This is a genomic window from Nocardioides sp. WJ219, from assembly GCF_058559815.1.
The window spans coordinates 1-24,897 of record NZ_JBZUJV010000018.1; the positions used below are offsets into that span (position 1 = coordinate 1).

Genomic DNA, 24,897 nt, shown 5'->3' on the forward strand with positions numbered 1-24,897 from the left:
CCGGTCGCAGACCATGGAAGAGCCACACCAACACCCGGTGGGCAGCCGCACAGAGAGCCACCCAGCCAGTCACCTAGACCGCAGTCTGGCCAGACCCCGATCCTGCAGTCGAGTCTCTAGTAGCCGCGCTGAGGGCGCACGTGCCGAGAGTCGGGCGTCCACGCAACGCCTACTGAGAGGAGTCGTCCTGCTGGGTCATCGTTGACATCGCCGACCAGAGAGTCAGGAAAGCAAGGCTGACGAGACCCAGCAACAGAGCGCATCCCCCATAGAAGAACCCGACCAGCGGAGCCACGCCGCACTCTCCAGTGAAGTCCCTGCGGCTGCACACGGTCGCGGTAAAGATGGCCGTTGCGACGAAGTACACGGCAACTGGAATCACAACCAGCACCGCTACGGAGATTGGCAACAGCGAACGGGCAACCCTTGTTCGTAACTTGCTCACTGTTCCTCCGTCTTCCTTTCCACGCTCGGACACAGCCAGCCTCACATGGGAACAGGCTTCGAGCCTGGGTGCCAGGCACTCGACACCATCGCCCGACCATGCCGCGAGCTGCGCGGTCATGCCGAGTTGAGGGTGTGCGGCGGGGCTACGACTACGCTCCGCGACGTGCGTGAGCAACTCATCCCGGTTGTGCTTGCACTCGTGACCTCGGGGCAGGTCGTGGTCGTCGCCGTCATCGTCGTAGCGCTGACAATGGCGGGATTCTGGTTGTGGGCACTGATTGATCTGCTGACTTGGCCTTCCTCAACGTGGGACTCGTCCGGGCTGAGCAGGGCGAGGTGGGTTTCGCGGGTCTTCCTGCTGGGATGGATCGGTGCCGCCTGGTACGTGCGCTCTCCACGACGTCACCTGAAGACCACCTATGCCGAGATTCGATCGGCTAGGAAGGACAACGACAACCTGGTTTGAGGCGGTCACCCTGCCGCCCGCTCTTGCCGCGCTGCGGGCTCCGCCCGACCATGCCGCGCTGCGTGCGCGGTCATGCCGAGAGTCTGGCGCGGATGCCTCAAGGCCGGGCCGTTTTCGAGCCGCTTGGAGTCGAGCACCATAGAAGTGTTCTCGTAGCGCGCGGACCGTGGCCCGGTGGGACACTTCTTGGCATGGCACTGCCTGACGTCCCGCTCTTCCATCCCATCCGGGACTGGAGGCAGCTTGTAATCGCCTTCACTGCGCCCGCAGCGATGCTTTACGGATCCCTGTACCTCATGGATGCCTTCGACCGCGAACTTCCCGGCTACTTGTGGATAGCCGTCGTCGCCGGTCTGACGATAATCGGGCTGCGCTGGGCGAACGGTCGCACGCAGCGGGCTGTTGAGAGCGACCGCTCAGCCTGACGTCATCGTCTACCGGGCCACGCCGCACCCCGGGCTCCGCCCGGCCATGCCGCGCTGCCGGCTCGGTTCCGGGCGCGCTGATGGCCGCGACGACGACCGTGAATGGGTCCTAGAGACTCCGGCCGGCCAACGACCGTCGCGAGCGATACGCCCGCTCATGCCGATGACAGGGCGTCCGGTTTCACTGCGGCAAGCGGACAATCAGGTACTCCAGCGCCACGCTGTTGGTCTCGAACGCGGCGGCGACGGAAGCGGCGGCTGCCTCCGAGTCGTATCGACGCGCCTGGGAAGCTAGGCCCCACTCTGTCTGACCCTGGCGTCCGCCTGACTCGCAGTAGTAAAGGCCGGAGCCGTCTGGCCGTCGAACGACGATCGCCCACTCTGGCTTGCGCTTAGCCAATCGGCTCGTCCGATTCTTCATACTGCGATCGTCTCAGACCGAGCGCACTCACTTGCCGCGCTGCGAGCTCCGCCCGACCATGTCGCGGACAGCGAGCGCGGGGTTGTCGATCGGCTGAGAGATCTCAGCGCTGCTGTGCGTCCTGCAATCGTGCCGCAACCTGCTCCACCTTTGGAACGAGAAATCGCGCTTCGCGCCCGTCGACGGTCCGCACAAACAGACACTTGCGCGGGAACCCTCGCCGGGCGACCGCGACCTCCACAATGTCGGCGACCGAGGCGCCCCACTTGGTGTCGCCACCCAGAGCCTTCTCTAGACCGTGGGGCGTGAAGACCAATCTGAATCCGTCGAACGCAAGCCGGCCACCCAGGGCGCGCCACCCTTGCCAGTAGTTCGCTCGAACGGACCATGTCGTCGCTCCCTGAGGCGCCATACGGCGGACTGTAGTTCGGCGCCAACTCGCCGTAGGGAGGTTCGATAGTTGACGAGCGAGCTTGCTTTGGCGATGCGCCTGCTTCTGCCGCGCTGCGGGCTCCGCCCGGCTGACCGCCAGGTGGGCGGCAACCCGGCTCTCGATACTCCCCGTTCACTCCCCTAATTCAGCATGCCCAGACGTGATCTCGGGTGATGCCCAGCCGCCGGCATGGCGCAGTTTCAGGCTTGGTTGACACGGATTGGTGATTAGCAGTGATTCGCAGTGATTCGGCATGAATCGGCTTGGCCTACTCGCCGGGTTCGGGCTTGGGCCGACCTCGCCCACGGCCTCAGCGAAAGGGCAGCACCCGGAGGAGTCGCGGTTCTCGATCCGGTCGGGTGGGCAAAGACCGACATGACGCCCCGGTCCGCCTCGAGTTCGATGGGCAGCTCACGTTCGTTCGCTACGGCGGTTGATTCCTCCGAACGACCCGGTGCCGCCGTCTCGAAGGCGTGAGCGACAGGTGGTCGCCACGTCGGCGAGCACGACGACATCGACACCCACGGCGAGGTCGGCGCCTGGGTCGTCGCCAACGCACTCGCGGTGGCGGGCCCGATCCGGGAGACCTACCTGGTCGGGCCGCGGGGCAAACTCGACCCGTCCGCGTGGCGCTCCGAGATCGGGTGGACGGTCTTCTGGGTCGCCGCGCCCTGACCCGGGCTCGAGTGGCCCTGGCGTCGATGAGCCGGGCGAGGCGGTGCTCGGCGAGGGACGCCGCCGCCCGCCGTCGTGGTCATGCCGGCCGGCGGGGTCGGCTTACAGGCGGCGTAGCTCCGGGTCGAGCCCGCCGAGCCGATGACGGTGAGCACCACCGCCGGCGCGGGCAGGCGCGGCGCCTGTGGTGACGCAATGCTCTGCGATCACGTCTGGCGAGCTTGGCGAGGCTGGCGTCCTGAGCGGGCCTGCTGGCGACACTCCTGCGGTGTGAGGCCGTAGGCCTGCTTGAACCGCCGGCGGAAGTGGTCGACGTCGCGGAACCCGACCGAGTGCGCGACGTCGGCGATCGACCGGCCTGCCCGTGCCGGCGCGGTCAGCTCGGTGTGTGCGAGGGCGAGCCGGCGCGAGATGATCTGCTGCTCGATGCTCAACTCGCCTTGACCGCACACCCGGTACAAGTGGCGGCGCGAGACAGCCAGCGCGGCCGCGATCCGATCCGGGGTCAGACCGGGGTCCCGCAGGTTCTGCTCAACGTAGGCCTGGAACTGGGCTGACAGCGTCGTCTCGGTCGCGTCGGTCATGACCCGCTCACCGCTGGCGCCGGCCGCCGCTTCGACAAGCACGGCGCAGGAGAGCTGCAGCGTGACATCAGCCACCGTCTGGGCTGCTGCGGACCGTGAGATCGCCTGGACGTCCTGCAGCACGCTGACCAGGTGTCGACTGAGCAGGTTGGCCAACGGGGTCGGCCTGAGGTTCAGCGCGGCGCTGCGTGCAGCATCCACCGACAGGCCGGTGATTGCTCGAGGCACCTGGAAGGACCCGGAGGCGCCGTCTCCTACCCAGGACCAGTCGTAGGGGCGGGTCACGTCGGCAACGACGAGCTCGCCGGGCTTGACGAACCGCTGCCTGCCGCAGCTGTCCATGCGTCCCACACCGTTCCACTGCAGACCGATCACGATCATGTCGTCCTGTGCGTTGCGCGAGACCCGGGACTTGCGGATCAACCGCATCGAGCTGGAGTCGGTGTTGAAGATCGTCGCGGACCCGAGCTGCGTCACGACCACCGTGGCGCGCACCCGCTCCTTATCCAGCTCGACCGCGTCCGCCTTCGACGACTCGCGGAGCAGGTCGTGGACGAGCTCGAACCGGTCCTCCGGCGCGATCTCGGCGGTGTCGAGGTGCAGCATGCGGGCCTCCGTTGCTCACTTGACGCCCACGTTGCGAGGCGGCCCCTGTCTGTCCCCAGGAGGACGTGGGTCGCCAGACGTCACGAGCCTCCTAATAGGCGGGCGAAGTTGGGTTGCTTGCTTGGACGGCCTGGGACTTCCCGGCTTCGGAGATCGGCGGTGCTGGTCCGGTCACCCGGCTCGTCCGTCCTCGAGGCTCGCATCCTCGGTGGGCTGGCGGTATCGGACGACTGACGTATCTGCGGTGCCGCGGAGGTCATGCGGCCTCGCTGGGCGTCCGCTACAACGGGTCCTCGGCCGATCCGGCGCCCGAGCTCGTCGTCTCACGCGGTCGGCCCCCGCGGGCCTGACGGTGGAGCTCGGCAGGGACGACGTCGCGCAGCTGTGCGCGTGAGGTCACGCCGAGCTTGGGGAACGCCTTGTACAGGTGCGTCGAGACGGTCCGTGGGGACAGGAACAGCGCGGTCGCGATCTCGGGGTTCGTCATCCCGGCGGCGGCGTGACGGACGACCTCTCGCTCCTGGCTGGTCAGCTGCGCCCACGCGGTCGGCGCTGGGGCCTCGGTGGCGATCCCGGCGGCGCGGAGCTCGGCGCGGGCGAGGTCGGCGTTCACCGGGGTGCCGAGTCGGGTGAAGGTGTCCAACGCGGCCTGCAGGTACCGGCGGCCCTCGCCTTGGCGGTGTCGACGGCGAAGCCACGCGCCGTACTCGAGCTGGGAGCTCGCGTGCTCGAACGGCCACCGACTCGCAGCGGCGCCGTTGACTGCTTCGAGGTGGCACTGCTCGGAGTCGCCCCCACCCAGCAACGCGCGGGCCCGGCTGAGCTGCAACCGGTGATAGGGGCGAGGATCTCGGATCCGTGCCTCGGCGACCTGCAGGACGCGAGCGAGGTCGTCGAGGGCGCCGACGCGGGCCGCGACCGAGGCGTAGTGGCCGAGCTCGCGGTAGCAGATGTGTGGATGCCGCGGGTGGCCGTCGTCACCGAAGAGCCACCGCATCTCGTTCCAGGCGCCGAGCACGTCGGACTCGGCCAGGCGGATCCACGACCTGGTGAGTCGGACACTGAGCTCGAGCGAGAGGTTCTTCCCACCGGCGGTGTCTCGGAGGATCTGGTCGCACACCTCGCCGGCGGCCTGGACGCGGCCCTGGATGCCGTCGACTCGTGCCCGCAGCTCCCGCCCGTCCGCGCCGGCGGGGTCCTGGTGGCGCGCCTCAGCGATGTCGATGACGAGGCGGCTCGCGTTGGAGACCGCGTCGTAGTTGCCGACGGTGTACTGGACGAGCGCGAGTCCGGTGAGGGTCTGGGTGACGTCGTCCATGGCGCCTGCGCGCTCCTGGAACGCAACAGAGCGCTCGAACCGTTCGATGGCGACGACAGGCTCGTCGAGGAGCCAGCCGGCCGCCCCGAGCAGCATCTCGTGGGTCGCGTCCCACGGCGGTGGGTAGTTCGGCACCGGTGCCTGGTGGATGAGGTCGATGATGTCCTCGTGCGGTGCGAGGGGGTCGATCTGGGCCCGGATCCAGGCGCGTTGCGCCGCCATGAGCGCTGGGAACGGGGTGGGGTCGAGTGCGGGCGCGGCGTCGTAGGCCCGCGCCCACCGCTCGACGTCAGCGGTGTCCCACCCTGCGCGGTAGGTGAGGACCGCCAGGGTGGTCAGGGACGCCAAGCCGAGAAGTGGGTCAACCTCGAGCAGCCCTTCGAGGGCCCGGTTGAGTTCCCTGCGAGCCGCGGAGGATCGCCCGGTCTGCGCCAGGGCGTAGGCGATGTAGTGCGTGGCCTGCAGTGCGACGGAAGGGTCTGCGGCGTCGGCCTGAAGCTGGTTGCCGACGCTGACGACCCACTCGAAGTTGCCGGCGGTCGCCATCATGACGACCGCCTTCAAGAGCCGTTCCTCGCGCCGCTGGCGGCTGGGGCTGAGCTGGGAAGCGCGCACCATGAACCGGGCGGCCTCGGCGGAGGCGCCGCGTTGCGATGCGAGCTCGGCAGCGTGGGCCGCGGCGTGCGCGACCTCCTCATCCGGCGACACGGTGGCTTGAGCGCGGTGCCAGGCAACGCGCTCGACGTCGTCGTGGGCCGTCGCGAGGACCGCGTGGGCGGCGAGTCGCTCCGCGATCGGGACCGAAGCGTACGTCGCCGAGCGAACCAGGGGGTGGCGGAAGTGGACTTCGTGGCCGCTGACCTGGACCAGGCCGGCTACCTCCGCGGGAGCCAGGTCGTCCAACGCTCCTGAGCGGGCGCGGACGAGCGCAGCCAGGTCGGTGCCTCCGGCGGCAGCCAGGAGCAGGATGTCTCGGGTCGCCTCGGGGAGGTTCGCGACCTGCGCGCCGAACGCCCACTCGAGCGTGGACAGTCCGACGTGGCCCGCGGCGCCGTCGGTGGATGCGCGGCCGAGCTCGAGCAGCGCGAGCGGGTTCCCAGCGGACCGCTCGAGGACCGAGGGCAGGACGAGCGCGTCGAGGGTGAGACCGGCTTCGCGCAGCAACGTGGACGCGTCGCGGTCGTTCAGGGGTGGGAGCGGCACCTGTGGGAGGCGGTCGAGCGCACCGGGCGCCTCGTCGTGGCGCGCGGCCACCAGGAACGAGACGCGGGACTCCGCGAGGCGGTTGACGACGAACGACACGACGGACAGCGAGCTGGCGTCGCACCACTGGGCGTCGTCGATGGTGACGAGCACGGGCCGGTCCTCGGCTAGTCGTTGCAGCCACTCGAGCAGCGCGAGCCGTAGGCGGAGGGGGTCTGCCGGGGTGGGGTCGGTGGGGTCGGGGACGACGAGGTCGAGCACGGCAGCGGAGTCGGGCCCAATGGTCAGCAGGTCGAGCAGGGCCACGAAGGACAGGTCCTGGTCGAAGACCTGGCACGTGATGGGGAGGACGAGGGACCCGTCGGCGGCCTGGGTGCCGGCGATGACCGAGAGCAGCGCGGTCTTGCCGGCCCCGGGTATGCCGGTGACGGCCGCGGCCCTGGCTCCGCTGTGCAGGAGCTCCCGGACAACCTCGAGCGCGTGGTCGCGTCCGACCAGGCCGTCGCCGGTCCCGGGCCGGAAGCCACTCGGCGGCGAGCTCACGTACCGACGATACGGCGCCCGTCGAACGACGGTCGGGTGTCGTCGCCGCCGCGGACACCGTCACGCTGCGCGCCGGACGTGCCGGGCTCGACCGCGGCGACCACCGACGCGTACGGGTCAGATCGCGTAGCCAGTGACTACGCGTCGTCCGGGATGCGGGCACCCACGTGGGGCGCTGAGGATCGCTGGTGTTCGACGGGGCGGACCGACACCGCCGCTCGGGTCGCCGCGCACTACCTCCCAAGGAGCCCTCGACATGCACCTGTCCCCACCGTCCCGCCGATCCGCCGCCCTGGTCGCGCTCACGGCGGTACTCGCCGTCGTAGCGGCCCTGGCGTTCGTCGTCACCTCGCCGGCCACCCAGGCCGCGACCACCAAGGACACCCCCGCCGGCAGCGTCACCGTCCTCAACGGCAAGGCCGCACCGAGCCTCGTGCGCGAGGTCGCCGCCCGTGCCCCCCAGGGGAAGCGGGCCACCGTCGTGCTCGTGCACGGCGCGTTCGCCGACGCGTCCGGCTGGAACGAGGTGAGCCTCGACCTCAAGAAGCGCGGCTACTCTGTCCACGCCTGGGCCAACCCGTTGCGCGGCATCGCCAACGACGCCACCTACCTGCGGGCCTACTTGTCGTCCCTGCGCGGCCCGGTCATCCTCGTCGGGCACTCCTACGGCGGCGCGGTCATCGGCGAGGCCTCGACCGGCAACGACAACGTCGTCGCGCTCGTCTACGTCGCCGCGTACGGGTTGAAGGAGGGCGAGAACATCGCGACCGCGAACGACCTCGGCGGCGGCCACAGCGAGGTCATCGAGAACATCGTCGTCCGGCCCTACCCGGGCGCCCCCGAGGGTGACGGTGACGCCGTCATCAAGCCGAGCAAGTTCCCCGAGATCTTCGCCGCCGACCTCCCGCGCAAGCTGACCCGCGTGATGGCCTCGGCGCAGCGCCCCTCGGCACTGTCCTCTCTCATCGTCCCGGCCGCAGAGCCCGGCTGGAAGACGATCCCGACCTACTTCATGGTCGCCAACAACGACCACGTCATCCCGCCCGAGGCGCAGCGAGCCATGGCCGCCCGGATGAGGGCTACGCGCCAGGGCTTCAACAGCAGCCACGCACTCCTGCTCACCAAGCCGAGCAAGGTCGTCGACTTCATCCTGCGCGCCGACCGCGAGAACTGAGCCCCGACAGCCACTGCAGAGCGCCGCCCACCCCGACCGGGCCGCAACCGGCCGTCCCTCGGTCGCCCCCGCTGCACCCACCGCTGCACCCATCAGGGAAGAAGACCGCCATGCCCTTCGTGACCGCCTCCGACGGAGCCCAGATCTACTACAAGGACTGGGGCGCCGGCCGCCCCGTGATCCTCGCCCACGGTTGGCCGCTCAACGCCGACTCGAGGGAGGCCCAGCAGCACTTCCTCGCCGAGAACGGCTTCCGTGCCATCGCCCACGACCGCCGCGGCCACGGCCGGTCCACCCAAACCTGGCACGGCAACGAGATGGACACCTACGCCGACGACCTCGCCACCCTCATCGACCACCTCGACCTGCGCGAGGTCACCCTCGTCGGGTTCTCCACCGGCGGTGGCGAGGTCACCCGCTACATCGGCCGCCACGGCACCGACCGCATCGCCCAGCTCGTCCTCGTCTCGGCCGTCCCGCCCTTCATGCTGCAGACCGACGACAACCCCGATGGGGTCCCGATCGGCGTCTTTGACGGCATCCGCGCCGGCTCCCTGACCGACCGGTCCCAGACCTACAGGGACCTCGCCGACGGCCCGTTCTTCGGCAACAACCGCGAGGGGCAGGACCCCTCGCGTGGGATGCGCGACGCGTTCTGGCTTCAGGGGCTGCAAGCCGGAGCCCGCAACGCCTACGAGTGCATCACCGCGTTCTCCGCCACCGACTTTCGACCCGACCTCGACAAGGTCGACGTCCCCACCCTGGTCATCCACGGCGACGACGACCAGGTCGTCCCGTACGAGGTCTGCGGCAAGAAGTCCGCCGAACGGGTCGAGGGCGCCAAGCTCAAGACCTACGCCGGCGCCCCGCACGGCATCACCGACACCCACAAGGACCAGCTCAACGAGGACCTCCTCGCCTTCCTCACGTCCTGACCACCGACCCCACTCCACTTCGGGCGCCCAGCGTCCGTGGAAAGAAGGAACGACATGTCTGAATCACCTGAGACGTCCGCGACGCCGTCCGAACGTCCGGACCAGCCCGACACGATCGTGCTGGTGCACGGCCTGTGGGTCACCCCGCGGAGCTGGGAGCACTGGGTCCCGTACTACGAGTCCCGCGGCTTCAAAGTCCTCACCCCGGCCTACCCGGGGTTCGAGGTCGAGGTCGAGGCGCTGCGCGCCGACCCGAGCACCATCGCCGACTGCGACATCACCGAGACCATCGACCACCTGGCCTCGGTGGTCGCCTCGGTGCCCACGCCGCCGATCATCATGGGCCACTCCTTCGGGGGCGCCTTCACCCAGCTGCTCCTGGCCCGCGGGCTCGGGGCGGCAGGGGTCGCGATCGACTCCGCCCCCACCGAAGGCGTGCGGGTGAACCCGCCCTCGCAGGTCCGATCACTGTTCCCGGCGCTCAACAACCCCACCAAGCGGCACAAGGCGGTCGGGTTTACTCCCAAGCAGTTCCACTACGCCTTCACCAACACCCTCGACGAGGACACCGCCCAGGCCGCCTACGAGAGGTACGCCATCGCGGCGCCCGGACGGTGGGTGTGGGACTACGGCCTAATCGCGAACTTCAAGCCGGGCCACCAGGAGACCTGGGTGGACTACAAGGCTGACGAGCGGGCCCCGCTGCTGTTCATCGCCGGCGGCAACGACCACATCATGCCGCCGAGCGTGAACCGCGCGAACTACCGCAAGTACCGCCACAGCGAGTCGTTCACCGACTACCACCTGTTCGACGGCCGATCGCACTGGACCTGCGCCGAACCCGGGTGGGAGGCCGTCGCCAACTACGCGCTCGAGTGGGCCCTGACCCACGCCGCGCCGGTCACCAGCAGCGCCACCAGCCGCTGATGAACGCCACCGCCCAGTGTGGGTCAGCCACACGACACACCCGCCGCGCGACGCGCCGCTCCACCTGCTCGTGGACCCCGGTGCGCCAGCCCGAGAGCGGCGGGAGCGCGTCGTGCACCTGACCCACCTGGGCGGCCCGACCGTGCTGCTCGAGGTGGCCGGCTGGCGCCTCCTGACCGACCCGACCTTCGACCCGCCAGGTCGACGGTACGAGTTCGGCTGGGGAACCTCCTCGCGCAAGACGGCCGGACCGGCCTATCCCGCCGGCGAGGTCGGCGACGTGGATTCGGTCCTTCTCAGCCACGACCACCACGCCGACAACCTCGACGATGCCGGTCGCGCGCTGCTGCCCGCTGCGGGGTCGGTGCTCACCACCGTCCCCGGCAGCCGCCGCCTCCAGCACTACCGCCAGCTCGACCACGTCCACGGGCTTCGGCCGTGGTCGATGCACACGCTGCGCGCCCCTGGACGGCCGGACCTGCACGTCACCGCGACCCCGGCCCGACACGGTCCGCCGCTGTCACGGCCCATCGTCGGCGCCGTCGTCGGGTTCATCATCCAATCCCCGTCCGGAGAAGTCCCCGCCACATGGGTCACCGGCGACTCCGTCCTGCACCGAGGACTCCGCACCGTGGCCTCCTCCTTCGACATCGACGTCCTCGTCCTCCACCTCGGGCGCGTCCGGTTCCCCCTCACCGGCCCGGTCTCCTACTCGATGCGCGCAACCGACGGCGTCGAGCTGGCCACCCGCGTCAACCCGCAGGTCGTCGTCCCCGTCCACCACGAGGGCTGGTCCCACTTCTCCGAGGCCCCAGCCGCGCTGGCGGGCGCCTTCGCAGCCGCCCCACCCGACTTCCGCTCCCGCGTCCTGTGGCCCGCACCCGGCGAACGGCACCACCTCATCACCCTGTCGGCCTGACCCCAACCTCGACGGAGACCCATGACCGGCCACCCGACCGGCGACCTGGACGCGACATGGACACGACATGGACAACGACGACCTGCTCGCCGACGCCCGGGCCTGCGCCGAGCTCCGCGACTGCCTCGTCCCCAGCAACCGAGCCGCCCAGTCGCTCACACGCCCTATCCAGCCGCCCCATGTGACCCACCAAGAGATGAGGACCTTCGATGACGACCACCACCAACCCGGCCATCCCCGGCTACACCTACGACTCCGACCTCGACCTTTCCCCGGTGACCCCTGCCGACCTCGACGTACTGTTCGCCTCCACGCTGTTCGGGGACGCCGACCGTGCCGCGCTCCGTCAGGCCAGTGAGGTCCTCACCGACCAGATCGAGGCCGTCCTCGACGTCTGGTACGGCTTCGTCGGCGCACACCCGCACCTTCTCGCCTACTTCTCCACGCCTGAGGGCGACCCGATCCCTGAGTACCTCGCCCGGGTCCGCGCCCGATTCGGCCAGTGGATCCTCGACACCTGCAACCGCGACTACGACGCCGACTGGCTCGCGTACCAGAACGAGATGGCGCTGCGACACACGACCGCCAAGAAGAACCTCACCGACGGCGCCAGGTCGGTGCCCTCCATCCCGCTGCGGCACCTCATCGCGTTCATCGCACCCATCACCATCACCGTGCGGCCCTTCCTCGCCGCCAAGGGCCACACGTCCGAGGAGGTCGACGTGATGCACCAGGCGTGGCTTAAGAGCGTCACGCTCCAGATCGCGCTGTGGTCTCAGCCCTACGCCGGCGACGCCTGGTAGGTGGCGTCGTCGGTGCTGCCCACGGCGGCGAGCGCCGAGGCCACGAGGTGCCCCGCCAGGTCGAGTCAGGCGGGTCGCTCCTCGGGGGCAGGCGGGCCGTCGGCGCGGCGTACGGTCCCGTGCAGGAGCCGGGCGAGAGCACGGCGGTCGGAGATGTCGAGCTTCCGGTAGACCTTACGCAGGTGGTAGTCGACCGTGTGCCGACTGACGACGAGCTGCTCGGCGATCTCGGCGTTGCGGGCCCCGCTGGCGGCGAGCCGCGCCACGGCGTACTCCTGCTGGGTCAGATACTGGGCCGCGCGCCGGAGCCCGGGCCGAAGCGGCGCGCCGACGATGGGTGTCCTGGCGGCGCGGGCGTCACCATCGACGAGCGCGAGCCCGCGGTCTGCTCGCACGTGCAGCGGATGACCGATGCGTGCCAACAGGCTGCTGGCTGCGGCCAACTGCTGCGCGGCGGCGCCGCGCCGCCGCTGGCGGCGCAGCCACTCCCCGTACAGCAGGTGGGTCCGCCCGACCTCACCGATCGCGTCCACCGAGCTGAGTAGCTCGAGTGCCTGGACGAAGTGGGGGGCCGCTGCTTCGTCATCGACCAGGGCTCGGCAGCGGGCGACGATGCCGTCCGCCCACGGGCTGCCCAGGGCCGCCGCGAGGCTCTCGAGCTCGACCAACTTTGCCGCAGCAAGCGCACGGTCCCCGCTGTGCACGGCTGCGTCGATGACATCGCCCAGGAACAATCCGCCGCGCAAGGCCCACCAGATCACCGGTGTCGTTGGCATCTCCGGATCTGCGGCCGGGTCCAGGACCACTGCGAGGGCGTCACGGTGAGCACCTTCGGCGAACAAGCTCCCGAGCCTGCGCGTGAGACTGCCGGGCACCACCGCCGGCAGCACGCCTACCTCCGGGCCGGGTCGCACGTCGGGGCCCCGATTGACGACCGAGTCGGGTCGCCGGCCAGGGCCCGGGCCCGGGACGTGGTGCAGACGGATGTCGGTACCGAGGACGAGGCTGCCGGCGTCAGCGAGCCCGTCGAGCGCCCGCAGGGATCCACCGCCCTGTCGTGCTGCGGCAGCGGCGCGACCAGCGGCGATCAGGGCACGGACTCCGTTGGCGTCCCAGACCAGCAGGGCCGCGGTCACACCGAACGGCGCCAGGGCCGCAAGATCAGCGTCACCAGCGCGCAGGATGCCTCGGACAGCAGCCTCAAGCTGCGGGCGGGCCACCACCACGCCGCCGCTCTCCGCAAGCAGGAGCGCATCGAGCAGGTCGCTGGCAAAGCTCCCATCGCGCCACTGGCCGCGCGTACGAGCCAGACGTCGAACCACCGCATCCGGTGTCTCCGGCCTGTCGTCCGCGCTGTTGCCGCCGCTTCTGCCAGTGCTGATGTCGCGGGAGTAGGTACTGAGGAGGTCGTGCAGCCCAGCGGCTGCGGTCGGTGTCGGTCGCGGTGCGCCGGGCTCGAGCGAGGCGATGGTGAGGGCGTCCGCCATCGACGTGGCGCCCGCCAGCGCCGCCTGCTGCGCCGCCTGCTCCAGTCGTCGAAGGCGGCGGCCTGGTTCGACGGACAGCTCGGCGGCCCTGGTCATCAGTGTGGCGCGCTGCAGGAACGTCATCGGGGCGCGGAACGCCTCTGCGACCGCCCAGACCTCCTCCGCGACGTCATCCTTGGGGAGGGCGTTCGCGCCAGCGAGGTGCCAGGCGCGCGCCGCGGGTGTCCCGGTCAGTCGCGCCGCGGTCGCGAGGACCGCGTGGATGCGCCGGATCTCAGGCGCGGATGCGCGAGCCCGGATGACGGTGGGCAGGAACGGGTTGGCGAACAAGATCGGGTCCGAGACACGGACCAAGCCGGCGGCCTCGGCCTCGGCGTGGGCGTCCGCAGGGATCCCGAGCGCCCGCGCTGCGGCGTGGACCGTGCGGATGCAGCGGTCGGGATCGGAGGCTGCCACCAGCAGCCAGAGCCATGCCGCCGGCGAGAGTGGCGGCCAGTCCGCCAGGACGGTCTCGCAGTACGCCGCGCTTACGGGCAGCGGCCAGCACAACAGATCACCCGGACGATGGGGCTGCCGGGCGAGCGCCTGCGCGACATCGACCACGGCACCGGGGAGACCGTCGCAGTCCACAGCAAGCGCCGCAGCGACCACGTCGTCGACCTCGACGCCACCGTGCTGGTGAAGCAGACGTCGAGCTGCGGCCGGGTCGAGCGGCTGGGGGCGCACCGCGTCGAAGCCCTGGTATAGATCACGGTCCAGGCGGCGGCCAGCGACGATGAACGCAACTGGGACGTGAGTCAGGCGCCGCGCGGCGTAGGTGAGCACCTGGTGAGAGTCCTCGTCGAACCACTCGGCGTCGTCGAGCAGGAGCACCGTCGGCCGTCGAACAGCGTGGGCCGTGACCAGTTCGACGAAGGCGTCCATCGTCGCGCGGTCCAGCCGACCGGCTGCCGTGCCGCGACGCCAGCGTGCGACGGCGGCCCGGATCGCGACGTCCTCGGGTCCGCTCCGCGTACCGAGCTGGCCCGCAACACGATCGGCGACGGCGAGACCCAGCACGGACTCCGCACGCGCACCCGACAGCCGGAAGACGTTCCCCACATCCGCACACGCCGCGGCGACGGTCTCGAGGAGGTGGGTCTTTCCAGCACCAGCGCGACCGGTGACCGTGACCGCGATGCCGTGTCCGGCCGCAAGCCGGGTCTGCACCGCGACAGCGAGGTGCTCGAACGGCCTCGGCGCACCTACCCGTTCCACCTCACCGCCAGCGTGAGCGCTCGGTCCGCCCGACTGTGCGCACCCCGACGAAGGGCGAGTCCCGGGTCCTGTGTCGGTGTGCATGAGCGTCCTGCCTGCCTCGGTGCGGTCGACACCTGCCTGGGTGGTGCCGTTCTTGACGACCGCTGCCAACGTAGGTGCCGCGCCGGGTACCGACGCGGGCTCTACGTGCCACACGTACGGCTGTGCGTGCCAGTCGCCCGGCTGGTCTCCACCCAGCCGCCCGACGGCGTGCGGGTAGACCGATGCACCTCAAGATCGCGAAGGACTCGGGCGAGCCAACCGAATGACAGACGTGCAAACGCGCAACTCAGACACCCATACTTTACTTCTTAACCATGGTCTTGCTTGACCAACCTTGTGGCACCACGCCTGACCTACAAGACGGCTGCCGGCCGCGCTGATCGAGAAGGTCTGACCCGGCCCCCGGATCACCTGCCGGGTGTCGCGACGAACTGCACCGGGCAGCCCTGGGTGCCGATGAAGTCCTCGGCCCGGACCGAGGCGGATATGCGGACCCAGGGACGGGTGCCGTGACGGATCGATCCCTGGTAGACCGACGTGCCGCCCGCACCCTGTGGTGCCTGCGCGTAGAGCTGGACGCCGGCCTGGATGATCGGGTTCGTGCGGACGCCGAACTCGTCCGAGCGTGTCTCGGTCCCGATCGTCGTCAGGAACCCGTTGGGGTCGGGTGCGTTGATGTTGAGGTACGCCGTATGGGTCTCCAGGCGGCACTCGATGCTCAGCACGAAGTCGGGCGTGCGCATGAGCTCCACCCTGCCGTCCGTCTCGCCCACGTAGGTCACGATCGTGTGGTCGCCCTGCGGGGCAGCGGCGGGCGCGAGGTCGGCGAGCCCGACACTGCCGCCGGCGAGGTCGGCCCCGGTGAGGCTGCCGTCTCGCACCTCAGCCCCACCGACTGCGCCGTCGCGCAGGTCGCCGCCGACCACGGTGCCGTCCTTGATCTTGGCTCCCGTCACCGCGTTGGGCTTGAGCTGCTCGGTGCCCACACTGTTGCGCGCCAGGCCGGCTGCATACGACGTAGAACCGCCCGCGACGAGCAGCGCAGCCACCGCCACGACCACGGACGGAGACAGGCGACGCGGTGTGGTTGTCATCGCCCGAACCTAGGTGGCTCACGAGTGCACCACCATGGCCCGCACGGGCCATGCCCGCCCGGGTCATCCAGCGGCGCTGGGTCGACGGCGACTGGCTCACCGTGCAGGACTGGCTGCCAGCCGCGCTGATCGAAAAGGTCTAACCGCCCGAGTGGCGGCCCTCTACTACCCCTAGCGGAGGACCGCCGACGCAACCAGATCGGGCAGCGCCCTCCAGGGCCGCACGGTCCCCGCTCCGCGCACGACGCGTGTCTGACGTTGGCTGTTGAGGATCCTGGCACACGGCGACGCCGAGCTCGCCCGTCTCGACGAGGTGGGTCGCGACCTGCCGCACCTTGGTCTCTTCAGCGCCTGCCAGGTTGACGAGCGTCGCAAAGGCAGAATCTGAGTCGAGGTTGTATCGCTCCATGACGATCCCGAGAGCCATCTCGATGCTGCGACTGTCACCTAGAGCGCGCGAGAGTTCCGCGATCCCCGCCACGCGCTTGTCTGCGTCCACTGAGGGAGGTTAGTTGCGCGCGACAACAAGGGGTAGAGAACGGGAAGACACCGCTGGTCCCGGTCGGCTCTTCGTGCAGGACTGGCTGCCGGCCGCGCTGATCGAAAGGGTACGACGCGCAGCGTCGTAGTCCCCTTCCGATCGGGGAGGCTGGCCACAACCGTCACTGCGCGCTTGCCACGTTCCCCGGTGACCCGGACCTTGGCGGTCCCGCCACCGGCGGAGGTCGCGCGAGCGCCGACCCGCTTGCCTGCCAGGGTGACGGTGAACCGCTCGCCCGCTGCCAGGCCGCGGACCTTGATGACGGCCTTGGCGCCGAGGGTCACCACCTACGCGCGCTCACCCTCAGCGTCGTCGCGCCGAGGGCGACGGCCCCGGTCGGTGCCGAGGTCGCGGTCGCGGCGTCGTAGCCCGCGGCGACCCTGGTCACGCGGACGGCGATCCTGTGGCCGAGGTCGGCCGCCACCGCCCGGTAGGTGCGGTAGGAGGCGCCGGCGATCGGGGCGGTCCCGCGCAGCCACTGGTACGACGTGCCGGTGGCCGCCGGGTCGTCCTGGACCGCCGCAGCCAGGACCTTCCCGACCCGGGCGCTGCCGGGGACCGCGACCGTGGGCGCGTCGAGCGTGCCCGCGCCGACGGTGACGAGGTCGCTGTCCTCGGACGAAGCCGTCCTTCTCGGCGGTGACGGTCACGCTGAGGGTGCCGCCGTCCTCAGCGTCCTGGGCGGTGGGCGTGTACGTCCTGGAGTCGGTGCCGACGCTCGTCGTGGTGCCGTTCGCGTGCACGAGCCACTGGTAGTGCACGTCGTCGGGAGTGCTCGACCACTCACCGGGCGTGGCCACGAGCGCGGTGCCGTGCTGCGGGGTGCCGCTGACGGTGGGCGCCGCCGTGCTGGCGAGAGCGCCGAAGACGACGGCGGAGCGGTAGCGGTCCAAGTCGAGGTCGACCGGGGCGGCGCCCGCCGGGCCCGTCGGGACCTGGGTGTGCTCGCCGTTGCCCCAGGTGACGATCGAGCCGTCGTCGAGGATGGCGCCCGCCATCCACATGCCGGCGGAGACGGCCACGGCGCCGACCCTCGGGGAACGCCGGCACCGCGTTCTCGGCCTGCTGGTAGGAGCCCCAGCTCACGACCTGTGGCGCGCGCGGCGCGGGTACGGCTGCCCGACGACGCGCATCACCTGGTGGGCGCTGATCCCCTTCCGCACCAGCGGGCCACTCGCCGGGTTGCCGGTCGTCGACATGTCCGCGCTGCTCGGGACCTACTGCGTCCAGCCGGCTCGCCGAGCTCGGCCCCAGAGTGCCTAGGTAGCCCAGCCGGAACGGTCGTGCTGATTCTCGAGCGTCTCGATGAGGGCGTTCCGCCGCTTGAGCCGGCGGCGCAGGACCTTGGTCTGCTCCTCGCTGCGCTTGAGCAGCACCTTGTACGCCGCGGCCTCCTGGCGCGAGCGCCACAACTCCTCGTCGAGGCCCGGGAGTGGGTCGAGCTGCGGTATGACCGCCTCGCGGCGGCTGATCGCGGCGTACCAGTCAGGCACCGCGGTATCGAGCCATCGGTCCAACAACCCGCTCGGGTCGTCCAGCTCGACCCGGTCCACCGGCAACGTGCGCAAGAACTGCTCCTCGGCGCGAGCCGCGTCCCACACCTCCTCGGTCAAGGCGAAGTCGTCGCTCGGCACCGCGCGGTCGCGGTAGGTGAAACCCCGGCCGCGCAGCTCACTGACGCGCTCTGCGCCACCCCCCGCCCACCCCAGACCCTGGCCCGCTCCGTTGGTTCGCCGCAGGACGTCGACATCGACGCCGAGGGAGGCGTTCCGTGCCCCCAACGTCGGGTCTGCGGCGAACTCCGGTAGCCCGGCGTTGGCCGCAAGAGCGTGAGGCAGGTCGGGATCGGCGGGTTCCGTCTCGACGAGCCTCACGACCACGCGGGAAGCCGGCCACGTCCTGGTCAAGGTCTCCAGGCGTCCCGGCGTGAGCGCAGCGATCCGTTCGATCGTGCGCGCGGCCGACCACGGGTACCCATGCATTCCTCTGCGCACCATGGTCTGCCAGTTGGCACACCATCGGTGCGCTGGTCGGGTCGCCGTGATGAGGACCGTGAGGTCGTGCGCGCCGAGAGCTGCGAGAAGGGCCGGCACGTCCTCGGGCCGCACCCGGTCGAGGTCTTCCGAGGAGAGCACCAGGGTCTGGACGCGCTCGCGCTCCGCCTGGGCAATGACCGCGCCCAAGTCATCACGCCGAGCGTCCGAGATGAGTGAGATCAACACGAGGTCCGGGTCGAGGCGCTCCGTGAACGCCCTCAAGTGGGGTCGGAACAGGTAGGAATGACCCGGTGACGTTCCCGGACGGCGCGGGAACCACACGGCGCCGGGTTCGCTCCAGGCTCGACCCCAGGCCACCTGGATCGACGTGGTTGCCGACTTGTGCAGGCCAGCATGCAGGACGATCCTCACCGCGCGAACAGTAGTGACCGGGAAGGCGTGCCGGGCCGTTTCGCTCGTGCCTGATGGCCTGGCCAGGTTTTCGACTCGACGTCGGCGCCCGTCGAAGACTCCAAGCGGCTGTCCGCACAGGCCTCGAACCGGCTGCGACCGACCGTTGCTCCCGCAGCGCTCACGCCGCATCGTGCGGCATCGGCCCCCGCATCCGATGGATGCGCAAGGACTTCAAGGGAAAGGGACAGCGTTGCCGCCAATCTCATGGGTGACATCCTCCTCCCGACGTGCCCGACCATGCCGCCTAGCGTGCGCTCGCAGACGCACGCTCTTGCCGCGCTGCGGGCGCAGCCCCGGCCTCGCTGATGGCCGCGATGACGACCGTGAACAGGGTCCAAAGACCACGCTCGGTTGCGGGCCGATACGCCCGCTCGCACCGACTTGCGGACGCGCCTCGACTGCACGTTTACCGTCGAACTCAGACGCTCTACGGTGCGTGCATGAGCGATCTACCTCCGAAGCCCCTGAAGGCACGTGGTCCGTTGTGGCTCGGTTGGCTCCTGCTTGCAATTGGGACTGCTGTCTACGTCATAGACATGGGGCCGGCTGATGGGCCGCTGAACTTGGTAGCCGTGGTGGTCTCACTCGTGGGGGTAACCCAGATCGTCTGGCGGTGGAACTACCAGCGCGCGATCGAGTGAACGCATGCGTATGCCCGGACGGGGCGAAGCGCCCGGTCATGCCGCGGACAGGGCGCATCTCGGGTGCGTCAATCGCCGCCTCGGGGCAGGTTGCGTGGCGACGGGTGCCGCCGAGGGCGAAAGAGCTCGACCGGTGCGCCCCGAAAACTCCCCCTTTGCTCCCCGAATACAGCATGGCCAGCCGTGATCTGAGGTGATGGCGATCGATGATGGGTTGAGGACTTTCAGGCTCAGTTGACAGGGATTCGTGATTCTGCGTGAACTACGCTGAAACCCGCTGGCTTACTCCGCAGGTTCGGGGTTCGAGTCCCTGATGCCGTGCCGTACAGCCTCTGACCTGGCCACACAGGTCGGTGGCTGTTGTCGTTTCCGGCCAGTGACCCCTTTACTCCCCTGATTGGTCGAACGGGACGACCTCAGCCAGTACGACCGACGCACCGACCGGCGTCTGGGGCCGGTCGCCGCAGCGGTCGTAGGTCATCGACGGGCGGGCGTGGCCCAGCACGTTGGCGGCCTCGATGCCGCTCATGGTCCTCGTCACCAGGTCGCAGACGGTCGTGCGGAACGTGTTGGCGCTGGCCCATGGCATGCCGGCGTCGTCCAGGACGCGGCGCAGGTGACGGCTGACGTTGCGTCGGTCGCGGGCGACCTCCCGGCTAGTTCGGTCAGATGTCGCGAGCCCGGAAGACCGCGAGGCTGGCGACGCCGACCAGGACGGCGGTGGCTGCGAGGAGCACGACTCCGAGGCCGGGAGCCACCGTGTCCGGGAGCCGAAGGGTGGAGTAGGCCGACTGTGCAGCCGTGATCGGCCAGAACTTGGCGGTCGCATCCCCGACGATGCCGGGTGCGAGAGCGGGGACGAGCAGAAGCGCACCGACCAGGATCGCCAGGCTGCTGGCGGTGGAGCGAGTGATGATCCCGATGGCCACACCGAGCAGAGCGACCGCGGTTAGGTAGAAGACGGCTACTCCCAAGGCCCTGAGGACGCCGGAGTCGCCGAGGCTCGCAGAAGGTAGGTCCGCGCTTGAAAGCATGAGCTGCACGGCAAAGAAGCTGATCGCCGTTGTGAGGACAGCGGTGAGCAGGGCGACGACGGTGACTACGGCCGCCTTTGCGCTGAGCAGACGAGAGCGCGAAGGGACGAAGGACAGGCTGGTACCGACCATTCCGGTTGCGAATTCCGGCGCGATGGCGAGCGCACCGAGCATCCCGATGACGAGCTGGGCGAACAGGAAACCCTTCAGGCTCGCTCCGGTGGGGTCCCAGTCCGTCGGGAGGTCGGTAGCGGATCCGGAGAGGACGTCCGAGGCTCCGAGGACGCTTAGGGCGACTCCGGACAGGACTGTCGCTGCGACCGCGATCCATGTGCTCCGGACGCTGCGGAGCTTGGTCCACTCGTAGGCAAGGGTGTTCATGATGCGAGGCTCCGGGTGTCGGTGTCGTGGTGGGTCAGGCGCAGGAACACGTCCTCGAGGGACTCTCGCTGTCGGCCGAGTTCCTCGAGGGCGATACCGTCGGCGGCGGCGACCAGGCCGACGGTCGCCGGTTCTGCGTCCTCGATTCGCAGTGCGCCGTCCAGCCCCACAGAGGCTGTCATGCCCGCGTGGGCAAGCGCTGCGGCCAGTCGCTTTGACTCAAGCGTCCGGACGATGACGGCCGGCGAGGTATGGGTGCGCACGAATTCGTCGAGTGGCGCCTCCGCTATCAGTCGTCCCTGTGCGATGACGACCAGGGCGTCGGCGGTGAGCTCCATCTCGGACATCAGGTGGCTTGAGAACAGGATTGTGCGGCCTTCGGCTGCGAGGTCGCGCATTAGATTGCGCAACCAGCGGATACCTTCGGGGTCCAGCCCGTTGAGCGGCTCGTCGAAGACAAGGACCGGGGGGTCTCCGAGGAGCGCTGTAGCAATCCCGAGGCGCTGTTGCATCCCTAGCGAGAACTCGCCGGCACGTCGCGACGCGGCCTCGCTCAGGTCGACCATCTCAAGCACCTCTGCGACTCGCGCGCGGCCTAGCCCGGCCGCCCTGGCGTGTGCAAGCAAGTGGTTGCCTGCCGTTCGCTGAGGGTGGACCGACCGCGCGTCCATCAGGGTGCCGATGGTGCGTGCCGGGTTGTCGAGCGCTCCGATGTGGCGGCCACCGATGGTGATCGAACCCGCGGTCGGCCTGGCCAGGCCGAGGAGCATGCGCAGCGTCGTGCTCTTGCCAGAGCCGTTCGGCCCGAGGAACCCAGTGACAACACCGGGACGCGCCGTGAACGACAGGTCGTCGACGACAACGCGAGCGCCGTAGCGCTTGGTGAGACCTCTGGCCACGATGGCCATCGGTTGTGGCCCCGCCCCGTCTGGCGTCCCGGGCGCGACACGTTCCTGATCCGCTTCGAGCGGGGCCGACGGTGGGTGGTTGTTGGAAGCGTTCGTCAACTTGAGAACCATGGACCCGACGCTATGAACTCCCGGCAGGGACGTCGTCGGCCCGTAGTACTGAGCTTGGTTACAACCCCCGGGGGTTGCGGGGTACTGCGGGCCTACGCAGATAGGGCCGGCGCTGCGACTGCAGTCGGCAGTGCCCGGCTCACGAGGTGGCTGGCAGGGGATGCCAATCACCTCAACGACCGTTGGTGGGTTGGCCCGTCCAGCTCACGTTCTTGTAGCGGCTGAGCGCTCCAGGGACGGCAGGCCAGTATTTCAGGCGCTTGGTGGCAGGACGCGAGCCCTATCGAGCCCTTGGGACGGCTGCCGCAGCGTTCCCTGTCGCCGTGTCCACCCGATCGCCGAGCGCGCAGCGTGCGTTCGCGCCGGTCATCCGACCGCATGACCTTGCACCGGTGGCGTGCGCATGCCGGCTCCTAAAGCGCGCATGGTGAGGTTGGACGGGCGCCTTCATCATTGGCCGCAGCGCGAACGTCCGAGATCGGAATCAAGCCCGGGCTCGCGCGTCCCCGACGACGCTCGGACCAGCTCAAGGCCGCGATCCTCTTGCTCGCGGATCTGCGCATGCGAGGCAGTTTGGTCTACCGACGGACGGAGGCGGCCGGTCAGTCAGTCCGGATCGTCATCCGCACCGTCGCCTCGGGCGCGCTCAACCGATCGCGAACCTCAGGACTGGAGCCAGCGCGATGCCCTCACAGCCGGCGAAGGCAACAGCACCCCCCAGGGCGACGTACCTCAAGGCCCGCCATGCGGCAGCGACGTAACAGACGGCCAGTCCCACAGCAACCGCCCCCAAAGCAGCGGCGAGGTCCTCTGCGGCTAGGACCGGGATCATTATCGCAATGGCAGCGAGGAGTCCTGCAGTGAATCCTCCGACTCTTCGCACCACGATCATTCGGTGTCACTCTTACCGGAACCAATTGCCGGTAGCCGTCCCTGGGGGGCCTTCCCGAGACCTGCGACGCCCGTCGGTACCTGGGCCGGGGTCTCGCCAGTAGCTTCGTTGGTCAGAAGCGACTGAGCCGATGCGCTACCCGTGGCTCTGCGCCGTCGAACCGTCCGCCGCACCTTCCGGCCGCCCGCTATAAGGATGACGGCCGCTAGAGGTGCCGCCATCAGCGTTGTCCGCAATCCGCCGCTCATGTGGTGCACCAGACCGCCGGCGCCAACCCATAGCGCGGCCCAACCCAATGAACCGGCGACGGAAGCTCGCGCGAACCGCGCATAACTCAGAGAGGCCATGCCTGCGACAGCTGGGACGACCGTACGGACAACAGGCATGAAACGGCTGATAAGGACCGCCAGGGATCCGTGACGGTCCATGGTTCGTCGAGCAGCGTTCCAGGTACTTACTCCGATGCGCCGCCCGAGCCTGGTCTGCGGCAGCCGGTCCCCCATCCGCCGTCCGATGAAGTAGCCGGTGTGGTCCCCCAGAACCGCCCCCCCTGTGACGACGACGAAGATCAAGGCACGCTGCGGCGCTTCGGCTGACGAGGCCAGCGCGGTGATCCCAACCTCGCCCGGCAGGATCACGCCGAGGCCGATCGCGCTCTCGGCGTACGCAAGGACGAAGGCCAGCGGAGCGGTCCATTGGTCAGCGACCGCGATGAATGAGGAGAGCGTCATGACGGGCCCACGGCAGGCAACCCACGACCAGAGTGGCGATCCGACGGGAGTCGAACACCTCGGCGCGCGCGGCATCGGCTCCGTCGACTACGACGGCGGAGCCCGGGACCTGGGAGACTGTTTCGCCCCGCAGGCAACAACGGCATGTCCGCCGAGACGCGGGCGGCGCCGACCGTGGCAGGCGCCACGTTGCGCGCCAGGACGTAGGCGCGAGCCTGGTGCGTTCGATGCAACCTTGCCTCGAGACGACGTGCGACGTCGAGCTCGACCGTTCTTTGCTCACGCCTAGTCCGATTCGACACTACGACCCGGACGCCTTGTCGAGGCAAGGACCATGCTTGTCGCAGCGGGCGGACGGGTCTCACTTCGTACTGTCGCGTGATCGGAACGGTTTGAAGGGCTTCCGATGCGAGGCGGCACGCGAGATCTTGGCGACTGGTGACCGTCGACCGCGGCACCGGGTCCTGTGAAAGGTTGGCGTAGCGGCGCCTGCTCGTTGTCATCAGCACTAGTCAGCGTCCTTCCGTGTCGAGGCGTTGAGCCGGGGCGGCTCGGGATTCTGCGGTTCGACTGCGCTCAGTGGCCCGTGTGACGACAGCGGTCCGGTGTGGAAGGGCAGCGCTGAGGCAACGGCTGCACGACCGGGTCGAGCAACTTCGGTCGGAGCAGGCGGCAGGGCACCCGTCGCGGAAGTGTCGCGACGCAGGAGACGGGGGCGGCGCACAACGCCGGGTCGGGGAAAGACTCGAACGCAGACATAGAGCAGCAGCGCGGCGACGTATCCGTCCAACCACCAATGGTTCGCGGTGACGATGACGACGAGCACCGTGATGGTTGCGTGCGCTGCCGCGACCGCGGCGAGCGGGCGCGGTCCGGTCCGGTCGAGCACCACAGCGATGAGGAGCGCCCAGCCGACGTGCAGGCTCGGCATCGCGGCGAACTGGTTGGCGAACTGGGCTGCACTCCCGTCATATGGCGAGAGCCCGAATCCCGCCAGCGTGTCGGTGAAGCCCCATTCGGGGAACATCCGCGGTGGCGCCAGCGGGAACACGAGGTGCACGGCTAGGGCCATCGACGTGAGCGCAAGGAGGAGGTTTCGCGCCCAGACATACTGCTCACGCGGCCGGAAGCAGAAGCCCCAAGCGAGGAACGCAACCATGAGCGGAAAATGGACTGCGACGTAGTAATGATTAGCGGCCGCCAATAGGTGCGGTACCGAATCGGCAACCCGTTGGATCGTGGCTTCCGACGGCAGATGGAAGGTGCTCTCGATGTCGTGAACGAATTCGGCATTCACGACTGCTTGGTGGAGCCTGTGCCGGATCACCAACCGACCAGCGTTGTAGAGCAAGAAGCACCCCGCTACGAGCGTGAGCTCGACCACAGCGCGCGCGAGAAACCCGCGGAACTTGGCAGCCGAAGCACTCGGCGCCTGCGATGAATCTG

At 69.4% G+C, this 24,897-nt stretch carries 20 protein-coding genes; 7 read left to right on the forward strand and 13 right to left on the reverse strand.

Annotated features, from left to right (window positions below):
- Positions 1–169: 169 nt before the first annotated feature.
- Complete coding sequence (locus tag AC4MBH_RS24375; RefSeq protein WP_491798011.1) at positions 170–565, reverse strand: hypothetical protein; 396 nt, start codon at positions 563–565, stop codon at positions 170–172.
- Between the two features lie 45 nt (positions 566–610).
- Between AC4MBH_RS24375 and AC4MBH_RS24380 the strand changes: the two genes are divergently transcribed.
- A complete protein-coding gene (locus tag AC4MBH_RS24380) occupies positions 611–913 on the forward strand; it encodes a hypothetical protein (protein ID WP_491794685.1) in 303 nt (100 codons plus the stop codon).
- Positions 914–1,104: 191 nt separating this feature from the next.
- Positions 1,105–1,338, forward strand: a complete 234-nt coding sequence (locus tag AC4MBH_RS24385; RefSeq protein WP_491798012.1) for a hypothetical protein — start codon at positions 1,105–1,107, stop codon at positions 1,336–1,338.
- A 1,735-nt stretch (positions 1,339–3,073) separates the two neighbouring features.
- On the opposite strand, the gene AC4MBH_RS24390 is transcribed toward AC4MBH_RS24385, so the two are convergent.
- The gene (locus AC4MBH_RS24390) at positions 3,074–4,057 is read right to left on the reverse strand and encodes a helix-turn-helix domain-containing protein (RefSeq protein WP_491798013.1); all 984 of its coding nucleotides are present in this window, start codon (positions 4,055–4,057) and stop codon (positions 3,074–3,076) included.
- A 280-nt stretch (positions 4,058–4,337) separates the two neighbouring features.
- Entirely contained in the window at positions 4,338–7,121 is a 2,784-nt protein-coding gene (locus tag AC4MBH_RS24395) for a LuxR C-terminal-related transcriptional regulator (protein WP_491798014.1), read from the reverse strand.
- A gap of 256 nt (positions 7,122–7,377) precedes the next feature.
- On the opposite strand from AC4MBH_RS24395, the gene AC4MBH_RS24400 reads away from it, so the two are divergent.
- The 5 genes from AC4MBH_RS24400 to AC4MBH_RS24420 all read left to right on the forward strand — a co-directional run bounded on the left by AC4MBH_RS24400 (position 7,378) and on the right by AC4MBH_RS24420 (position 11,879).
- The gene (locus AC4MBH_RS24400; protein WP_491798015.1) at positions 7,378–8,295 is read left to right on the forward strand and encodes an alpha/beta fold hydrolase; all 918 of its coding nucleotides are present in this window, start codon (positions 7,378–7,380) and stop codon (positions 8,293–8,295) included.
- Positions 8,296–8,405: 110 nt separating this feature from the next.
- Entirely contained in the window at positions 8,406–9,230 is an 825-nt protein-coding gene (locus AC4MBH_RS24405; RefSeq protein ID WP_491798016.1) for an alpha/beta fold hydrolase, read from the forward strand.
- 54 nt (positions 9,231–9,284) lie between these two features.
- Positions 9,285–10,157 carry an alpha/beta hydrolase gene (locus AC4MBH_RS24410; protein WP_491798017.1) on the forward strand — a complete coding sequence of 291 codons (873 nt, stop codon included), beginning with the start codon at positions 9,285–9,287 and terminating at the stop codon, positions 10,155–10,157.
- Between the two features lie 112 nt (positions 10,158–10,269).
- On the forward strand, positions 10,270–11,076 hold the full coding sequence (locus AC4MBH_RS24415) for an MBL fold metallo-hydrolase (RefSeq protein WP_491798018.1): 807 nt from the start codon (positions 10,270–10,272) through the stop codon (positions 11,074–11,076).
- 209 nt (positions 11,077–11,285) lie between these two features.
- Complete coding sequence (locus AC4MBH_RS24420) at positions 11,286–11,879, forward strand: protoglobin domain-containing protein (RefSeq protein ID WP_491798019.1); 594 nt, start codon at positions 11,286–11,288, stop codon at positions 11,877–11,879.
- Between the two features lie 65 nt (positions 11,880–11,944).
- On the opposite strand, the gene AC4MBH_RS24425 is transcribed toward AC4MBH_RS24420, so the two are convergent.
- The 10 genes from AC4MBH_RS24425 to AC4MBH_RS24470 form a co-directional block, all read right to left on the reverse strand.
- Positions 11,945–14,707 (reverse strand): helix-turn-helix transcriptional regulator, encoded by a 2,763-nt coding sequence (locus tag AC4MBH_RS24425; RefSeq protein ID WP_491798032.1) that lies wholly within the window; start codon positions 14,705–14,707, stop codon positions 11,945–11,947.
- A 368-nt stretch (positions 14,708–15,075) separates the two neighbouring features.
- Positions 15,076–15,762 carry a hypothetical protein gene (locus AC4MBH_RS24430; RefSeq protein ID WP_491798020.1) on the reverse strand — a complete coding sequence of 229 codons (687 nt, stop codon included), beginning with the start codon at positions 15,760–15,762 and terminating at the stop codon, positions 15,076–15,078.
- Between the two features lie 139 nt (positions 15,763–15,901).
- Positions 15,902–16,261, reverse strand: a complete 360-nt coding sequence (locus AC4MBH_RS24435; protein ID WP_491798021.1) for an ANTAR domain-containing protein — start codon at positions 16,259–16,261, stop codon at positions 15,902–15,904.
- A 329-nt stretch (positions 16,262–16,590) separates the two neighbouring features.
- Entirely contained in the window at positions 16,591–17,325 is a 735-nt protein-coding gene (locus AC4MBH_RS24440) for a hypothetical protein (RefSeq protein ID WP_491798022.1), read from the reverse strand.
- Positions 17,326–17,562: 237 nt separating this feature from the next.
- Complete coding sequence (locus AC4MBH_RS24445; protein ID WP_491798023.1) at positions 17,563–18,711, reverse strand: hypothetical protein; 1,149 nt, start codon at positions 18,709–18,711, stop codon at positions 17,563–17,565.
- 1,068 nt (positions 18,712–19,779) lie between these two features.
- Entirely contained in the window at positions 19,780–19,983 is a 204-nt protein-coding gene (locus AC4MBH_RS24450; RefSeq protein ID WP_491798024.1) for a hypothetical protein, read from the reverse strand.
- A 76-nt stretch (positions 19,984–20,059) separates the two neighbouring features.
- Positions 20,060–20,809 carry an ABC transporter permease gene (locus AC4MBH_RS24455; protein WP_491798025.1) on the reverse strand — a complete coding sequence of 250 codons (750 nt, stop codon included), beginning with the start codon at positions 20,807–20,809 and terminating at the stop codon, positions 20,060–20,062.
- Positions 20,806–21,828 carry an ABC transporter ATP-binding protein gene (locus tag AC4MBH_RS24460; RefSeq protein WP_491798026.1) on the reverse strand — a complete coding sequence of 341 codons (1,023 nt, stop codon included), beginning with the start codon at positions 21,826–21,828 and terminating at the stop codon, positions 20,806–20,808. The genes AC4MBH_RS24455 and AC4MBH_RS24460 overlap by 4 nt, the downstream gene beginning before the upstream one ends.
- Positions 21,829–22,716: 888 nt before the next feature.
- The gene (locus AC4MBH_RS24465; RefSeq protein WP_491798027.1) at positions 22,717–23,451 is read right to left on the reverse strand and encodes a DedA family protein; all 735 of its coding nucleotides are present in this window, start codon (positions 23,449–23,451) and stop codon (positions 22,717–22,719) included.
- Between the two features lie 508 nt (positions 23,452–23,959).
- On the reverse strand, positions 23,960–24,802 hold the full coding sequence (locus tag AC4MBH_RS24470) for a phosphatase PAP2 family protein (protein WP_491798028.1): 843 nt from the start codon (positions 24,800–24,802) through the stop codon (positions 23,960–23,962).
- Between the last annotated feature and the right edge of the window lie 95 nt (positions 24,803–24,897).

What these genes read in the sequence shown, in the direction of transcription:
- AC4MBH_RS24375 (WP_491798011.1), bottom strand. Translation starts at nt 565, where the DNA reads ATGACCGCGCAGCTCGCGGCATGGTCGGGCGATGGTGTCGAGTGCCTG.
- AC4MBH_RS24385 (WP_491798012.1), top strand. Translation starts at nt 1,105, where the DNA reads ATGGCACTGCCTGACGTCCCGCTCTTCCATCCCATCCGGGACTGGAGG.
- AC4MBH_RS24390 (WP_491798013.1), bottom strand. Translation starts at nt 4,057, where the DNA reads ATGCTGCACCTCGACACCGCCGAGATCGCGCCGGAGGACCGGTTCGAG.
- AC4MBH_RS24400 (WP_491798015.1), top strand. Translation starts at nt 7,378, where the DNA reads ATGCACCTGTCCCCACCGTCCCGCCGATCCGCCGCCCTGGTCGCGCTC.
- AC4MBH_RS24405 (WP_491798016.1), top strand. Translation starts at nt 8,406, where the DNA reads ATGCCCTTCGTGACCGCCTCCGACGGAGCCCAGATCTACTACAAGGAC.
- AC4MBH_RS24410 (WP_491798017.1), top strand. Translation starts at nt 9,285, where the DNA reads ATGTCTGAATCACCTGAGACGTCCGCGACGCCGTCCGAACGTCCGGAC.
- AC4MBH_RS24420 (WP_491798019.1), top strand. Translation starts at nt 11,286, where the DNA reads ATGACGACCACCACCAACCCGGCCATCCCCGGCTACACCTACGACTCC.
- AC4MBH_RS24425 (WP_491798032.1), bottom strand. Translation starts at nt 14,707, where the DNA reads ATGCACACCGACACAGGACCCGGGACTCGCCCTTCGTCGGGGTGCGCA.
- AC4MBH_RS24430 (WP_491798020.1), bottom strand. Translation starts at nt 15,762, where the DNA reads ATGACAACCACACCGCGTCGCCTGTCTCCGTCCGTGGTCGTGGCGGTG.
- AC4MBH_RS24450 (WP_491798024.1), bottom strand. Translation starts at nt 19,983, where the DNA reads ATGCCATGGGCCAGCGCCAACACGTTCCGCACGACCGTCTGCGACCTG.
- AC4MBH_RS24455 (WP_491798025.1), bottom strand. Translation starts at nt 20,809, where the DNA reads ATGAACACCCTTGCCTACGAGTGGACCAAGCTCCGCAGCGTCCGGAGC.
- AC4MBH_RS24460 (WP_491798026.1), bottom strand. Translation starts at nt 21,828, where the DNA reads ATGGTTCTCAAGTTGACGAACGCTTCCAACAACCACCCACCGTCGGCC.
- AC4MBH_RS24465 (WP_491798027.1), bottom strand. Translation starts at nt 23,451, where the DNA reads ATGACGCTCTCCTCATTCATCGCGGTCGCTGACCAATGGACCGCTCCG.